Here is a 15,142-nt window from a genome sequence, read left to right on the forward strand (position 1 = left end):
TGTCAGACCGCGGCGTAGGCGACGATGCCGCGGCGCACCGCGTCGGTCGCACGTCTGGCGGTCTGGGCGAGGTCGTCGTCACCGGCGTTCCGGATCTGGTCGAGCAGGTCGATGACCTGCTTCGACCAGCGGACGAAGTCGCCGGCGGGCAGGTCGAGGGTGCGCAGGACGTCGTCGAGTGCCGAACCGGAGGCCCAGCGGAACATGCCGACCGCCATCGCCGGGGTGGGCGGCACCGAACCGGCCAGACGAGCGTCACGTTCGATGTCGTCGAGGCGCGACCAGATCGTCAGGGTCTCGTCGAGGGCCGGTCGGAACGCGCCGCGCGGCAGTGCGTGCTCGGTGCCGGGGGCGTCGTCGCGACGGGGCTGGTAGATGATCGTGGCGGCCATCGCGGCGAGCTGCGCCGGCGTGAGGTCCTTCCAGACGCCCGCCTCGAGGCACTCGGCGACGAGCAGGTCCCGGTCACCGTAGATGCGCTGCAGTCGGCGGCCCCCGGCGGCCACGGTGGCCTCGCCGTTGCCGGCGTCCACGAGGTAGCCGAGCTGCAGGAGCACGTCGGTGACCCGGTCGAACGTGGTCGCCACGGCACCGGTGCGGGACCGGATCTGCTGGAGCAGCTTGTCGTTGACGCGCTTGAGCTTCCACCAGCGCTCCGCCCAGCGGGCGTGCGCCTCGCGATCGGGGCAGGCGTGGCAGGGGTGGCGCTGCATCTGGCGACGGACCGCCGTGATCGCGGCCTGCCGCTCCTGCCGCGCGCCGTGCGAGGCCTCGCGCCCACCGGGCACGTTCGTGCGCTCGAGGTCGGACAGCTCGCGGCGGAGCGTCGAGTACTCGGTGAAGTCGCCGAGGTGGCACTGCATGGCCTCGCGGTAGCCCTCGAGGGATTCCTGCTGCGAACGGACCTTGCGGGCCAGGTCGACCACGGAACGGTCCGCCTGGAACTGCGCGAACGAGGTCTCGAGGACCTCGCGCGTGCGCTGCCGCCCGAACTGGTCGATCAGGTTGACGGCCATGTTGTACGTCGGCTTGAACGACGAGTTCAGCGGGTAGGTGCGTCGGCTGGCGAGCGAGGCGACGGCCTGGGGGTCGAGGCCGTCGGTCCACTGGATGACCGAGTGCCCCTCGACGTCGATGCCACGGCGTCCGGCACGCCCGGTGAGCTGGGTGTACTCCCCGGGGTGATCGGCACTCGGGCCTCGCCGTTGAACTTCTCGAGCTTCTCGAGCACCACCGTGCGCGCGGGCATGTTCACACCGAGCGCCAGGGTCTCGGTGGCGAACACGACCTTGAGCAGCTTGCGCTGGAAGAGGTTCTCGACCACTTCCTTGAACGCGGGGAGCATGCCGGCGTGGTGCGCGGCGACACCGCGCTCGAGCCCCTCGAGGAACTCCCAGTAACCGAGGACGGCGAGGTCCTCGTCCGGCAGGGTGCGGCAGTGGTACTCCGCGGTCTCGCGGATCTCGTTGCGCTCCGGGACCGTGGTGAGCGACAGGCCGGAGCGCAGCACGTTCCGGACGCCCTGGTCGCACCCGGCGCGGCTGAACACGAAGAAGATCGCGGGCAGCAGCATCCGCTCGTCGAGCATGTGCGCGATGCGTTCGCGGTGCAGCTTCTCGGTGCGCGGCCCACGGCGGTCGTGGTATCCCCCGCGCCCTCGTCCGCCACGGTGGCCGCCGCCGTGCCGTTCGCTGCGCGAGGCACCGCCGACCATGCGGAGCAGTTCGGGGTTGACGCGGTTCGTCGCCGCCGCACCGCTGGAGTCGAACAGGTCGACCATCTTCGAACCGACCAGGACGTGCTGCTCGAGCGGGACCGGGCGGTCTTCCGACACGATGACGTCGGTGTCGCCGCGGACGGCCTGCAGCCAGTCGCCGAACTCTTCCGCGTTCGAGACCGTGGCACTGAGCGAGACCAGCCGGACCTCGGTCGGCAGGTGCAGGATCACTTCTTCCCACACGGCGCCGCGGAACCGGTCGGCCAGGTAGTGGACCTCGTCGAGGACGACCCAGGCCAGGTCGTCGAGCAGGTCGGAGTCCGCGTAGATCATGTTCCGCAGGACCTCGGTCGTCATCACGACGACCCGCGCCCGTGGGTTGACGTTGGTGTCACCGGTGAGCAGGCCCACCTCGGACTCGCCGTAGACCTCGACCAGCTCGGCGTACTTCTGGTTGCTCAGGGCCTTCATCGGCGTCGTGTAGAACACCTTCGCCGTCGGCTGCCGCATCGCCAGCCAGATCGCGAACTCGGCCACGATCGTCTTGCCGGCACCGGTCGGCGCGGCCACGAGGACGCTGCGGCCCTGGTCGAGCGCGTCGCACGCGGCGAACTGGAACGGGTCGAGGTCGAAGCGCAGGTCGGCGCGGAACAGCTCCAGGTTGCGGGAGCGATTCCGGACCTTGGCGGCGGCGAAGCGCTCGGCCGCGCTGAGGTCCGCGCCCGTCACAGGCCGTACTCTTCGTCGAGCTTGGCCTGCTTCTTCGCCATCCGCCTGTCGTGGAACCAGGCCACGACGCAGGCGGCGATGTAGAGCACGACCATCGGGACGGCCAGCAGGAACATCGAGATGACGTCGGCGCTCGGCGTGACGATCGCGCAGAAGACCAGGATGCACAGGATCGCGATGCGCCAGGACTTGATGATCGCGGCGGCCGACAGGACCCCGACGAAGTTCAGCAGCACGATGAAGACCGGCAGCACGAACGCGATGCCGACAGCGACGATGAGCTTGATGACGAAGTCGTAGTAGGCCTTCGCGTCGACGATCGAGGTGTCCTGGCTCGACACAGAAGCTGCCGAGGATGCCGACCACGTGCGGCAGGATGTACCACCCGAAGTAGCACCCGGCGAAGAAGAGCGGGATCGCGGTGCCGAGGAAGCCCCACACGTACTGCTTCTCGCGCCGCACGAGGGCCGGCACGATGAACGCCCAGATCTGGTAGAGCCAGACCGGGCTGGCGATGACGATGCCGATCGTGATCGCGATCTGCAGCTTGAGGTCGAACGCACCCGTGATCATCGGGAAGTTCAGCTCAGCCGTGTGCCCACCGACCTTGGCGAGGCTCGGCCACCGGTGCCCGCAGCGAGTCCAGCACGAACGGGGTCAGGAACCACCCACCGACCGCGGCGATGACCACGGCGATCACTGCGCGGAACAGGCGGTTGCGCAGCTCGATGAGGTGCTGCCCGAGCGACATGCGGCCTTCGGCGTCGGTGTTCCGGCGCCCTTGCCGCCTCGCTCGCCCGCGCGCGGTCGTCGAAGCCATGGGTCGATCCTACGGGGTGGGGACCGACAGTTCGGCGCGCTCCGTGCGAACGCACATGCAGGAGCGGTCGACGGGGGCGGTCAGTCGTGTCGGTCGGCCGCGTCGGTCGGCGAGCGGCGTCGTCAGCCGGCGGCGAGGGCGGAGGCGGCGAAGTCGCGCACCGCGTCCCGCGCTGCGGGCGGGTCGAGCACCACGGCACGGCCGGGCAGACCCGCGACGAGCCGGACCACGCCGTCGAAGCCGTTCGACGCCGCGAGCCGGATGCGCACGCGCGCCTCGGCGTCGGGAGCGTCCGCGGTGTCGGCGAGGAAGTCGGCCACGAGCGGCAGCGACGACGAGTCGAGCTCGACGGTGACGATGACGTCCTCTGCCGACTGCTGGAACAGCGTGTCCGGGATCACCACCTGGTCGGCCGACTTCTCCACCGCACGGTCGTCGACGCGTGCACCGGACATCCGGTCGAGGCGGAAGGTCCGGAGCGCCTGCCGGTCGAGGTCCCAGGCGCGGAGGTACCAGTCGGTGTCGATCGACTCGACGCGCAGCGGGTCGACCCGGCGGGTGCCGCCCTGGGTGCGCGGACCGGCGTACTCGAAGGACAGCCCGCGGCCGTCGGCCATCGCACGACGGATCGTCGCGAGGGCGACGTCGTGCAGGTCCTGACCGACGGCGACCGTCGAGGCTGCACCGCCGGCACCGCGCGACAGCTTCGCCATCAGTGCGCGGATGGCGTCGCGGTCAGCGGCCTCGGGCAGCGCGGAGAGGTACTGCAGCCCGGCGATGAGCGCAGAGGCTTCTCGAGCGGACAGTCGGGGCGAGTCGTCGATGGCGACGAGGTTCGTCAGGACGATCATCTCGTTCTGGTCGAAGTCGTCCCACGCGATGTCGAACAGGTCGCCGTGCTGGTACTGCATCGTCTCACCGGGGACCCCCGACACCGCGATGAGCTCCACGGCTCGGCGGATGCGGGCCTCGGGGACACCGAAGTGGCGAGCGGCCTCGGCCACCGAGACGCGCTCGCGGTCGATCAGGTACGGCACCAGAGCGAGCAGGAAGGCGAGCTTGTCTTGCGCCTGCAGGGGTTGGGCGTCAGCCACGGGCGGGGTCCTCTTCGTCGCTGTGGTCGCGCACGAGCGCGCGGAGCCGCTCGACGACGCGCAGCCGCAGGTCCTCCGGCTCGAGCACCCGGACCTCGGGTCCGAACGCCGCGAGTTCCTCGGCCAGGATCTGCGGGTCGACGTGGTGCAGCACGAGTGCGCCGTCGGCGTCGGTCTCGGTGTCACGACGGCGCGCGAGCCGCCGCTCGGCGTCGGATCCGGGGGTCACCGCGATGCGCGCCGTGCGGGCGGACCAGATCCGTTCGAGCTCGGCGAGCGTGCGCTCCCCGCGCCCACCGGGGCGGTGTGCTGCCCGACGTCGTACTGCGTGACGGGTCCGACGATGCGTGAGAGCAGGTAGTTCTTGTCCGAGTCCGTGGCGAACTCGTGGGCGGCGAGCATCCAGCGGCCGCCGTGCTGCACGAGGGCGAGCGGGGCGACCTCGCGACGACGGGCCTCGTGCTGGCCCGGGGTGATGTAGTCGAACCGGACGGCGGCACCGCGGTCGAGGGCGGAGCGGAGCGGCTCGAACGCCGCGTCGCGTGCCCGGAGCCGCGGGGCGTACGCGTCGACGCCGAGCTGGAGTGCGCCGTCGTCGTCCTCGGAACCCGCGGACCGGACCTTCAGCAGCCCGCGACGGGAGTCGGCGGACAAGGCGCCTTCACGCCAGGCCATGGCGGCCAGCGACAGCAGCGCGGACTCGTCCGGCGTGAAGCGGACGTCCACGGGCAGGTCGTACTCGCCCTTCGGGATCCGGTAGCGCAGCGTCTGGTTGTTGCCGGCGGCACCCGGTGTCTCGATGGTCTCGAGCGGGATGCCGAGCTCGCGGACGTCGTCCTTGTCACGCTCGAACTGGCGCTCGAGCGAAGCGTTGTCCCCACCCGGCGTGAACCGCTGGCGGTAGCCCTGCACGTTGGTCAGGATCTCCGCCTTGGTCAGCCCGGACTCCGTCGAGAGCAGCGCGAGCACGAGGCTGAACAGCCGCTCCTCTGCGGGCACACGGGGCACACGGGTCGCTGGCACGAGGCGATCCTACGGCAGCGCGGGTGCACCGGAGTGCACCCGCGCCGCGGTCGGTGGACGGTGTGGGAGCGTCAGCTCGACATCGCTCCGAGCACGTCGATGACGTACGCGTAGGCGGTGCCCTGCTGGTTCACGACGGCCAGGACCTGGTCGCCGACGTGGTGCCCGACGATGGCGCCCCGCACGCCCTCGTCGACCTGGCCCTTGGTGAGCGGCACGGTCTGCGCACCCGAGCCGTCGGTCCAGCTGGAGCCGGCCACGGACGGGTCAGTGCCCCACGTCACGGCGGTGTACTTGATGACCGCGGTGTCCTTCGCGGTGAGCACGCGACCGGACCCCTTGCGGAGCAGGTGCGTCTCGTTCGACTTCGGCGCGTTCCACGACGGGATCGTGATGCCGGGGGCGCCAGACGGTGCGAGCACGACGGCGGGCATCTTGTCTCCGGCGAGCTGCGGGGTGCCGGTCGCGCGGGCGTCGAAGGCCCGCTTGACGTCGATGACGGCGATGACGGCGTCCTCGGTCTTCGTCGACGAGCCGCTGTCGGTGGTCGCGCTGGTGTCCGAGCTGCTGAGGGCGCTCTTCGGCAGCGCGACGGCCAGGCGGTCGCCGACCTGCGCGCACTCGAGCGATTCGCCGAGGGCGCCGTAGTTGCTCGCCCCGGCGGTGATCGGGGCCGTCTGCCCGGAGTACCCGCTGGTCTGCGCGACCTCGCCGGTGGCGCCGTCGACGAGCGTGTACTCGATCAGGACGGGCGTGCCGTCGTCGATGGTGCGGCCGTTGCCCTGCTTCAGGACGGAGACCTGCGTGCCCTTCGTGGTGAGTCCGCTCGGGATCGACACCTTCGGCTCCTTGCCGAACGCGCCGGTGGCGGTCACCGCTTCGGACGCCGCACCGGGTGCGGCGCAGCTCGAGGGGTGGTGCCGGCGCCGTTCGAGGCGCACGCCGTGAGCGACGCCACGAGACCGATGGTGACCAGGAGTGCGGGGATGGTGCGCACGGACCCTCTTTCCGTTCGATGCAGGACGGGCACGTCCGTCAGCCTACCGTTCGCCGTCGGTCGGCTCGGACGCGTCGCTGACGGGCTCGGACCCCTCGGCAGCGGCGGCTGCGGACCCGGCCTCGGCAGCGGCGACCTTGCGGGCCTGCGCCGCCGACTGCCGTGCGACCTTGCGGAGCTTCTTGTCGCTCGTCGCGCGCTCGCCCACGGCGCCGGGGGTCCAGGCCTCGATGTCCTCGTCGGAGAACTCGACCTTGCCCGCGCGGCGCTTCAGGTTCGGCAGGACGGTTCCGTCGGCGAGACGGCGGGCTGTGATGAGGAACCCGGTGTGCCCGACCATGCGGTGGTCCGGTCGGACGGCGAGCCCTTCGACGTGCCAGGTGCGGACCAGGGTCTCGCTCGGCATCGGGTCGGTGAAGCGGCCGGTGTCGCGCAGGGCCTCGGCCGTGCGGGACAGCTGGGTGACGGTCGCGACGTAGCAGACGATGAGCCCGCCGGGCACGAGGGCGTCGGCGGCGGCGTCGACGCACTCCCACGGCGCGAGCATGTCGAGGACCACGCGGTCGACGCTCTGCTCGTCGACGGCGCCGAGGAGCTCCTCGACCAGGTCGCCGACGGTCACCGACCAGTTGTCCGGGACGGCGCCGAGGAACGTGCCGACGTTGCCCTGCGCGATCGCGGCGAACTCCTCGCGACGCTCGAACGACTGCAGCTGCCCCGTGGGACCGATCGCCCGCAGCAGGAACAGGGAGAGGGCACCCGATCCGACGCCCGCCTCGACCACCCGGGCGCCCGGGAAGACGTCCGCGAACGCCACGATCTGGGCGGCGTCCTTCGGGTAGACGATGGCGGCGCCACGCGGCATCGACATCACGTAGTCGTTGAGCAGCGGGCGGAGGGCCAGGTACTCGTCGCCCGTGCTGGCACGGATCACCGAGCCGTCGGGCTGGCCGATGACGTCGTCGTGCCGGAGGACGCCGCGGTGCGTGTGGTACTCGCCGGCGGTCTCGAGGGACAGCGTCGTGAGCTTGCCCTTCGGACCGGTCAGCTGCACGCGGTCGCCGGCCCGGAACGGGCCACGCGGCGGCGTGTGGGGTGCGCCACCGGCGGTGTGCGGCAGGGCCGCTGTCGGGTCGTCGGTGTGGCTCATCGGGTGACTCCCTCGGTGTCCGCAGCGTGCGCCGGGTCAGGAGCCGGGCCTCCCGTCACGGCAGCGCGTGCGGCCAGCGCCGGCCCCGTCAACTCGACCAGGCGGTCGACGTCGACACCCGACAGGGTGGTCAGGTGCACGTCACCGCCGGCGATCTCGGACAGCGGGACGATGTGCTCCACGGCGACCGTGACGGCGCCGGAGGCGACGGCCGAGGCGACGCCGGTGGCGGAGTCCTCGATCGCGACGCACGCGGTCGGCTCGACGCCGAGCTGGGCGGCGGCGGCGAGGTAGGCGTCCGGGAACGGCTTCGGACGGTCCACGTCGTCCCCGGCCACGACGACGCGGAACCCGCGCTCGCCCAGTGCCTCGGCGGCGACGAGTGCCATCTTGCGGCGGGACATCGTCACCAGCGCGGTGGGGATGCCGCGGGCGTGGAGCTCCTCGACGAGTTCGCGGGCACCCGGGCGCCACGGCAGCTCACCTGCGCGCAGGTGCTCCATCACGTAGTCGGTCATCCACTGGATGATCTCTTCGACCTCCATGTCGACGCCCTTGGCGCGCAGGAGCTCGCCGGAGCGCTCGAGGCCGGAACCGACCAGGGACAGGCCGTCCTCGTGGGTCCACTCGGCGCCGTAGCGGTTCGTCAGGTCGACCTGGGAACGCTGCCAGATCGGCTCGGTGTCGATGATCGTGCCGTCCATGTCCCACAGCACGGCTGCGGGCGGGACGAGGGCAGGAGGATGCGCGGTCACGGGCGACGAGTCTACCGGGGCCGTTCCGCTGGGCGCGGACGCGCATGCCCGCGGGCGTCCCCGGGGCCTACAGTGGATGCCTGCATCGTGTCCGGCCGGGTGCCTCGTCGCGCCCGCCCCGCTCCGCTCCACCACCAGGAGGTCCGCTCCGTGCCACAGCACTCCCCTTCAGCGACGGCCGGTTGCTCGTCGTCGCCTTCGAGGGCTGGAACGACGCCGGCGAAGCCGCGAGCGGACTCGCCCGACGCATCGTCGAGTCCCTCGAGCTCGACGAGCTGCGCGAGCTCGACGGCGAGCGGTACGTCGACTACCAGTTCAACCGCCCGACCATGGGGTCCGACGAGACCGGCGCACGCGGGGTGCAGTGGCCCCGCATCGTGCTGCACGGCCCCGGAGCCGAGGGCCGTCCGGTCATCGGCGCCACCGGCTCCCCGACCGACCGCGACGTGTTCGTCCTCGTCGGTCCGGAGCCCTCGCGCACCTGGCGCGGCTTCTGCGCCGAGATCATCGACCTCGCCGACGTGTACTCGATCGACGCCGTCGTCTTCGTCGGCGCGATGCTGGCCGATGTCCCGCACACCCGCCCGATCTCGGTCTTCGTGTCGAGCGAGAACGCCGGCGTCCGCACCGCGTTCGACGTCGACAAGTCCTCGTACGAGGGCCCGACCGGCATCCTCGGCGTCCTGGCCGACGCCATGGACAAGGCCGGGCTGACCACGCTGTCGCTCTGGGCCTCGGTCCCGCACTACGTGCACAACTCGCCGTCGCCCAAGGCGACCCTCTCGCTGCTCGACAAGATCGAGGAGCTCACCGACGTCACGGTGCCGCGCGGCACCCTGCTCGACGACGCCACCGAGTGGGAGGACGGCATCGACGCCCTCGCCGCCGACGACGAGGACATGGCCTCGTACATCGGGCAGCTCGAGCAGGCCCGCGACACCGTCGACTCCCCGAGGCCTCGGGCGACGCGATCGCGCAGGAGTTCGAGCAGTACCTGCGGCGGCGCGAGCACAAGGACGGCAAGGACGGCGGTACCGCCGGTGGCGAGGGGCCCTGGCGGCCCCCGCAGCCGCCCCAGCAGTAGGGCGCGCGCGGGGCGTGCGGGGCGTGTGGTCACGACACCCCGCTCACTTCCGTCGAGTGGTCGCGAACTGTCGGTTTCCGCCCGCCTGGCCGACAGTTCCTGACCTGTCGGCGGCACCCACACGACGTGTTGCGACCGCACGGCGGACGGGAGGCACGGGACGGGGCCGCCACGGGCCTCCTGTCCAGGGGTCGCGAGTGGTCACGGCACCCCGCTCACCTCCGCAGGCTGGTCGCGAATTGTCGGTTGCCGCCCACCCAGGCGACAGTTCCTGACCGACCGGCGAGCGGCACACGACGTGTCGTCACCTGACGACGCAGACCGACAGCCAGCCCGACTCGGCTCGGGCTCAGGCCAGGCGGATGCCGAGCAGCGCGTCGATCAGGTCGGCGAGCTCGGGCGAGCAGGCCGTGCCCCCGGCGATCGCGGTGTCGACCGCGGCGACCGCACCCGGCGTGTCGAGGTCGTCGGAGACCCGAGCCCGGATCCGCGAGGCGGCGTCGGCCGCGTCGTCGACGTGCCCGGCAGAAGCCCCCGATGCCCACGCGTCCCAGGTCGCGAGGCGCGTCGTGGCACTCGTGAGCTCGGCGTCGAACCACTCCCAGTCGTCGGAGTACTTGTGCGACAGCAGCGCGAGCCGGATCGCCCGGGGGTCCGCGCCGTCGTCGAGCAGCCCTCGCACCGTGACGAGGTTTCCGAGCGACTTGGAGATCTTCGTGCCCTGGTAGGCGATCATCCCGGTGTGCACGAACGCGTGCGCCAGGGGCTGGTGCGCCAGGGCCGCTGCGTGTCCCGCGCTCATCTCGTGGTGTGGGAAGACGAGGTCGCTGCCGCCGCCCTGCACGCTGATCGGCAGGCCGAGACGGTCGCCGGCGATGACACTGCACTCGATGTGCCAGCCGGGCCGGCCGGGGCCGATCTCGGAGTCCCAGCTCGGCTCACCGTCGCGGGCCGCACGCCAGAGCAGCGGGTCGAGCGGATCACGCTTGCCGGGGCGCTCCGGGTCGCCGCCGCGCTCGGCAGCGAGCGTGAGCATGGTCTCGCGGTCCAGGCCACTCTCGTCGCCGAGCGACCACGCGTCGGTGGGGTGGTTCACGTCGAAGTACAGGTCGTCGCCCTCGGCGTCCGGGGTGGGGACCTCGTAGGCGGAGCCGGTCTCCTGCAGGAACGCGACGGCCTCGGCGACGCGGTCGACCTCGTCGGTGACGGCGACGAAGTCGTCGGGCGGCAGGATCCGGAGCGATTCCATGTCGCGGCGGAAGAGGTCGATCTGCGACGCGGCGAGCTCGCGCCAGTCGACGCCGTCGCGGGTGGCGCGCTCGAGCAGCGGGTCGTCGACGTCGGTGACGTTCTGTGCGTACTCGACGTCGAGGCCGGCGTCGCGCCACGCACGGCCGAGCGTGTCGAACGCCAGGTAGGTCGCCGCGTGCCCGAGGTGGGTGGCGTCGTACGGGGTGATCCCGCAGACGTACAGCGCAGCGCGCTCGTCGCCCTGCGTCGGGTCGACCGGCTTGCCGGTGGCGGTGTCGTGCACGACGGGCCGCGGCGCTGCGCCGGGGACGTCGGGAACGGACGGGGCCTGCCAGGCCCTCACGGCTGGATCACTCCGAGCGACAACAACACGATGAGAACGATACCGAGTGCGATGCGGTAGACGACGAACGGCATGGAAGCTGCGCTTGCTGATGTAGTTCATGAACGCCGCGATCACCACGAAGCCGACGACGAACGCCACCACCGTCGCGATGAGCGTGTCGGCGAGTCCGAACGGCGCTCCGTGGTCACCGAGACTCGTCGCGGCCTCGTACAGCCCGGACAGGAACACCGCGGGGACGGCCAGCAGGAACGCGAACCGCGCCGCTGCCGGTCGCGTGTAGCCGAGTGCGAGCCCCATCGACACGGTCGCTCCGGAGCGCGAGACCCCGGGGACGAGTGCCAGCACCTGCGCCAGACCGATCAGGATGCCGCCACCGAAGGTCATGTGTTCGATCCGACGTTCCTTGCGGCCGACGACGTCGAGCACACCGAGCACGATGCCGAAGACGATGAGCACGATCGCGACGATCCAGAGCGAGCGGAACGTGGTCTCGATGGAGTCCTTCAGCAGGAGCCCCGCGATGCCGATCGGGATCGTGCCGAGGATCACGAGCCACCCGAGACGCACGTCGGGGTCGCCCTTCGGGACGTCGCGCCGGAACACGGAACGGAACCACCGCCCGATGATCCGGGTGATGTCCTTCCAGAAGTAGATGAGCACCGCGGTCTCGGTGCCGAGCTGGGTCACCGCGGTGAAGGCCGCGCCCGGGTCCTTCGCATCGGGCAGGAACAGCCCGACGATGCGCAGGTGCGCGCTGGAGGACACCGGCAGGAACTCGGTGAGCCCCTGGACGAAGCCGAGGAAGATCGCCTCGAGGATGTGCACGCACGGGCCTTTCGGGGAGGTCGGTCAGGACACCGCCACGCAGGCGACCATGAACAATATCAGTACGTGGCCAGGAGGTCCCCGAGAACACGCCGACCGAAGGCCAGCGAGTCGAGCGGCACCCGCTCGTCGACGCCGTGGAACATCGCCGGGAAGTCCACGCCGGCGGGCAGCTGCAGCGGCACGAAGCCGTACCCGGCGATCCCGAGTGTCGACAGCGCCTTGTTGTCCGTGCCGCCGGACAGCAGGTAGGGAAGCACCGGTGCGCCCGGGTCGTGGCGGCCGAGGACGTCACGGACGGCGTCGACGAGCGGTCCGCCGAAGTCCTGCTCGAGGCCGATGTCGCGGAAGGACATCACGACCTCGACCTCGTCGCCGGCGAGCTCCCGCACGCGCGCCAGCACCGACTCCTCGTCGCCGGGCAGGCAGCGGATGTCGACGAGCGCCTCGGCCGTGTCCGGGATCACGTTGTGCTTGTACCCCGCGGTCAGGACCGTCGGGTTCGTCGTGGTGTGCAGGGCGGCGTGGATGAACCGCGAGGCCGACCCGGTCGCGAGCGCGACCTCGTCCGGGCCCGTCACGGTCGGGTCGACGCCCAGGAACCGAGCGACCTCGGCGACCATCGCGTCCGTCGTGGCGGACAGACGCACCGGCCACTCCTCGCTGCCGATCCGGGCGACGGCCGCGGCGAGCTTCGTCACGGCGTTGTCACGGATGACGTGCGAACCGTGCGCAGCGGTGCCACGGGCGACGAGCTTGATCCACATCAGCGCCTTCTCGCCCGTCTGCAGCAGGTAGGCGCGACGGTCGCCGAGGGTGATCGAGTACCCGCCCACCTCGCTGATGGCGGCACTGGCCCCGGCGAAGACCTCTGGGTGGTGCTCGACGACGTGGTGCGAGCCGAGCACTCCCCGGCTTCCTCGTCGGCGAAGTACGCGATCACCAGGTCGCGCTCGGGTGCCCCCTGCGCCGCGATGACGTCCGACAGCGACGTGAGCATCATGGCGTCCATGTTCTTCATGTCGACGGCGCCCCGCCCCCACAGCGAGCCGTCCTTCACGACGCCGCCGAAGGGGTCCACCGACCAGTTCGCCGGATCGGCCGGCACGACGTCGAGGTGCCCGTGCACCACGAGGGCCGGCTTGTCGCGATCGCGACCGGGAACCCGCGCGACGACACTGACGCGATCCGGCTCGGACTCGAACAACTGCGGCTCGAGGCCCAGCCCACGCAGCTTGTCCTCGACGTAGTGCGCCGCCTCGGTCTCGCCGCGCGACTTCCCCTCGCCCCAGTTCGTGGTGTCGATGCGGATCAGGTCGCGCGCGATCGCCGCAGTGGCTTCGAGCTCGGTCGCGGTCGACTCCGGGTTCGTCATGCCTCCACGGTATCGGTCCCCACCGACGAGCCCCGGCCCGGTGACTCCGCAGGACGCGCCGGGAACCCAGCCCAACGGACGCGCCCGGGATGCGCGGCCGTGTTCATCGGGCGTTCAGACCCGTGCTAGTGTTTTCTCTCGGCAGGGACGCCGGGGAAACCCGGGGAAATCGCCACACATCCAGTCCGGATGGCGGAATTGGTAGACGCGCTAGCTTGAGGTGCTAGTGCCCGTATTAGGGCGTGGGGGTTCAAGTCCCCCTTCGGACACAGAAACATCCGGTGCCCCCTGACCTTTCGGTCCGGGGGCATTTTCTGTTGTGCCTCCCGGCGAGTGCCGCCATCGCTGCGCTCAGGGCGTCACCGCCTCGGGGATGGCCAGTTCGCTGCGCTCACGGCCGGGGGTGGGGGCGCGGCCATGGATGGGGCGACAGCCAGATCGCTACGGTCGCGGCCGAGCGACGAGATCGACGTCGTACGACCTCGATGGTGTCGTTGCGGGACGGGTCGGGGCGCGGGTTGCAGCGCACGCACCAACGGACAGGAGGCGCGGTGCCAGCTGGCACCGCGCCTCCTGTCCGTCAGGTGGTCGCGTCTCGGACTTCGACCCCTCGACGGAGTTGCGGCCTGATGCCGCGTTCGGTCTCCTAGCTCTTCGACGCCTCGACGAAGTTGCGGCGCGGGTCGGTCTCCTTGATGAGCGAGGTCGCGTCGCGGCCCGAGACGGCACCGGTGACCCAGCCGATGACGATGCGCGCCTTGCGGTTCAGCGTCGGCATCGCGTACACGTGGTACGCACGGTGGGCGAGCCAGGCCAGCAGGTTCGTCATCTTGATGCCCTTGATGTTCGCGGCACCCTTGGCGACACCGTACGAGGCGACCGTGCCGATCGAGGGGTGGCGGTACTCCTCGAGGGGCTTGCCGGTGATCGTCGCGACGACGTTGTCCGCCGCGACGACGGCCTGGCGGACGGCGTTCTGCGCGTTCGGCGGGTAGAACGCCGGCTGCTTGTCGGCGGTCAGGTCGGGCACCTGTGCGACGTCGCCGAGACCCCAGACACCGGGGACGACCTCGTGCGTGTCCTCGGCCTCGACCTGGAGCTTCGCGTTGGCGGCGAGGTGCCCCTTCGGTCCGCGGGGCAGGTCGGAGGCGTCGAGCAGCGGGTTCGGCTTGACGCCCGCAGTCCAGACGAGCAGCCCGGTCGGGATCTCGTCGCCGTCGGAGAGCTTGACGATGCCGCCCTCGGCGCTCGGCATGGTGGTCTTCAGGCGCACGTCGATGCCGCGGGCGCGGAGCGACTCGAGCGTCCACTTGGACAGCTCCGGGCCGACCTCGGGCGCGACGCGGTCGAGCGCGTCGATGAGGATCCAGCGGGGCTGCTCCCCGCGAGCGACGGGTAGGTCTTGATCGCGGCCTGCGAGACGTCGAACAGTTCGCCGATCGCCTCGACGCCGGTGTAGCCACCGCCGACGAAGACGCTGGTCAGCAGACGACGACGCTCGTCCTCGTCACGGGTGGCAGCGGCCTTGGCGATGTTGTCGAGGAGCTTGGCGCGCACGTAGGCGGCCTCTTCGACGCTCTTGAAGCCGACGCCGTACTCCTCGAGCCCGGGGGTCGGGAAGGTGCGGGTGACCGAACCGAGCGCGACGACGAGCTGGTCGTAGCCGAGCGTGCGGTCGTCGCCACCGGCGGTCGCGATCGAGACGGTCTTCTCCTTCGACGAGATGCCGGTGACCTTGCCCTGGATGACGCGGGTCTTGCGGAGCGCACGGCGCAGCTCGACGGTCACGTCCTTCGGGGCGATGTGGCCGCCGGCGACCTCGGGCAGGAACGGCAGGTACGTGTAGTAGGTGTTCTGGTCCACGAGCGTGATGCGCATGGGCACGGTCGCGGCGTGCTTCTGCAGCTGCTTGACGGTGCTGTAGCCAGCGGAGCCGCCGCCGAGGACGAGGACGTGAGGGATCGAGTCTGCCATTC

13 protein-coding genes, 1 tRNA gene and 4 pseudogenes are annotated in these 15,142 nt (G+C 71.0%); 2 read left to right on the forward strand and 16 right to left on the reverse strand.

All coding sequences use genetic code 11. The features are described from left to right. Window positions 1–2 precede the first annotated feature (2 nt). The 11 genes and pseudogenes from JN350_RS12805 to JN350_RS12835 form a co-directional block, all read right to left on the reverse strand. Window positions 3–2,446, reverse strand: a pseudogene (locus JN350_RS12805) (DEAD/DEAH box helicase). Continuing rightward, the gene (locus JN350_RS20250) at window positions 2,443–2,787 is read right to left on the reverse strand and encodes a twin-arginine translocase subunit TatC (protein WP_275898040.1); all 345 of its coding nucleotides are present in this window, start codon (window positions 2,785–2,787) and stop codon (window positions 2,443–2,445) included. The pseudogene JN350_RS12805 and the gene JN350_RS20250 overlap by 4 nt, the downstream one beginning before the upstream one ends. 64 nt (window positions 2,788–2,851) lie before the next feature. Beyond that, window positions 2,852–3,019, reverse strand: a pseudogene (locus JN350_RS20255) (twin-arginine translocase subunit TatC); the annotation flags it as partial. 13 nt (window positions 3,020–3,032) lie between these two features. After that, on the reverse strand, window positions 3,033–3,266 hold the full coding sequence (locus JN350_RS20260; RefSeq protein ID WP_275897985.1) for a twin-arginine translocase subunit TatC: 234 nt from the start codon (window positions 3,264–3,266) through the stop codon (window positions 3,033–3,035). A 122-nt stretch (window positions 3,267–3,388) separates the two neighbouring features. Then, the gene (locus tag JN350_RS12815) at window positions 3,389–4,360 is read right to left on the reverse strand and encodes a helix-turn-helix transcriptional regulator (RefSeq protein ID WP_205462449.1); all 972 of its coding nucleotides are present in this window, start codon (window positions 4,358–4,360) and stop codon (window positions 3,389–3,391) included. After that, entirely contained in the window at window positions 4,353–4,589 is a 237-nt protein-coding gene (locus JN350_RS20265) for a WCX domain-containing protein (RefSeq protein ID WP_461963015.1), read from the reverse strand. Before JN350_RS20265 ends, JN350_RS12815 begins: the two co-directional genes overlap by 8 nt. Continuing rightward, on the reverse strand, window positions 4,586–5,383 hold the full coding sequence (locus JN350_RS20270; RefSeq protein ID WP_275897986.1) for a WYL domain-containing protein: 798 nt from the start codon (window positions 5,381–5,383) through the stop codon (window positions 4,586–4,588). The genes JN350_RS20265 and JN350_RS20270 overlap by 4 nt, the downstream gene beginning before the upstream one ends. Window positions 5,384–5,454: 71 nt before the next feature. Next, a complete protein-coding gene (locus JN350_RS12825) occupies window positions 5,455–6,258 on the reverse strand; it encodes an FKBP-type peptidyl-prolyl cis-trans isomerase (RefSeq protein WP_205462450.1) in 804 nt (267 codons plus the stop codon). Continuing rightward, window positions 6,255–6,380, reverse strand: coding sequence for a hypothetical protein (locus JN350_RS20275; protein WP_275897987.1), 126 nt, complete (start codon window positions 6,378–6,380; stop codon window positions 6,255–6,257). Before JN350_RS20275 ends, JN350_RS12825 begins: the two co-directional genes overlap by 4 nt. A 43-nt stretch (window positions 6,381–6,423) precedes the next feature. After that, window positions 6,424–7,530, reverse strand: a complete 1,107-nt coding sequence (locus JN350_RS12830) for a tRNA (adenine-N1)-methyltransferase (protein ID WP_240347315.1) — start codon at window positions 7,528–7,530, stop codon at window positions 6,424–6,426. Continuing rightward, a complete protein-coding gene (locus JN350_RS12835) occupies window positions 7,527–8,285 on the reverse strand; it encodes an HAD family hydrolase (protein WP_240347316.1) in 759 nt (252 codons plus the stop codon). The genes JN350_RS12830 and JN350_RS12835 overlap by 4 nt, the downstream gene beginning before the upstream one ends. Before the next feature lie 182 nt (window positions 8,286–8,467). On the opposite strand from JN350_RS12835, the gene JN350_RS12840 reads away from it, so the two are divergent. Next, window positions 8,468–9,472 carry a proteasome assembly chaperone family protein gene (locus tag JN350_RS12840; RefSeq protein ID WP_461963019.1) on the forward strand — a complete coding sequence of 335 codons (1,005 nt, stop codon included), beginning with the start codon at window positions 8,468–8,470 and terminating at the stop codon, window positions 9,470–9,472. A gap of 246 nt (window positions 9,473–9,718) precedes the next feature. Here the strand turns inward: JN350_RS12840 and mshC are convergent, their stop codons facing one another. The 3 genes and pseudogenes from mshC to JN350_RS12855 form a co-directional block, all read right to left on the reverse strand. Further along, window positions 9,719–10,963 (reverse strand): cysteine--1-D-myo-inosityl 2-amino-2-deoxy-alpha-D-glucopyranoside ligase, encoded by a 1,245-nt coding sequence (gene mshC / locus JN350_RS12845; RefSeq protein WP_205462451.1) that lies wholly within the window; start codon window positions 10,961–10,963, stop codon window positions 9,719–9,721. After that, window positions 10,960–11,791 (reverse strand): annotated as a pseudogene (locus JN350_RS12850) (undecaprenyl-diphosphate phosphatase). The gene mshC and the pseudogene JN350_RS12850 overlap by 4 nt, the downstream one beginning before the upstream one ends. A gap of 59 nt (window positions 11,792–11,850) precedes the next feature. Then, window positions 11,851–13,166 (reverse strand): annotated as a pseudogene (locus tag JN350_RS12855) (M20/M25/M40 family metallo-hydrolase). A gap of 183 nt (window positions 13,167–13,349) precedes the next feature. On the opposite strand from JN350_RS12855, the gene JN350_RS12860 reads away from it, so the two are divergent. Further along, a tRNA-Leu gene (locus JN350_RS12860) sits at window positions 13,350–13,435 on the forward strand. 377 nt (window positions 13,436–13,812) lie between these two features. Here the strand turns inward: JN350_RS12860 and JN350_RS20280 are convergent. Further along, window positions 13,813–14,532: an NAD(P)/FAD-dependent oxidoreductase gene (locus JN350_RS20280; protein ID WP_461964440.1), complete on the reverse strand. Its 720-nt coding sequence runs from the start codon at window positions 14,530–14,532 to the stop codon at window positions 13,813–13,815. Next, entirely contained in the window at window positions 14,430–15,140 is a 711-nt protein-coding gene (locus JN350_RS20285) for an FAD-dependent oxidoreductase (RefSeq protein WP_275897988.1), read from the reverse strand. Before JN350_RS20285 ends, JN350_RS20280 begins: the two co-directional genes overlap by 103 nt. Between the last annotated feature and the right edge of the window lie 2 nt (window positions 15,141–15,142).

This window comes from Curtobacterium sp. 24E2, from assembly GCF_016925595.1.
Lineage (GTDB): Bacteria > Actinomycetota > Actinomycetes > Actinomycetales > Microbacteriaceae > Curtobacterium.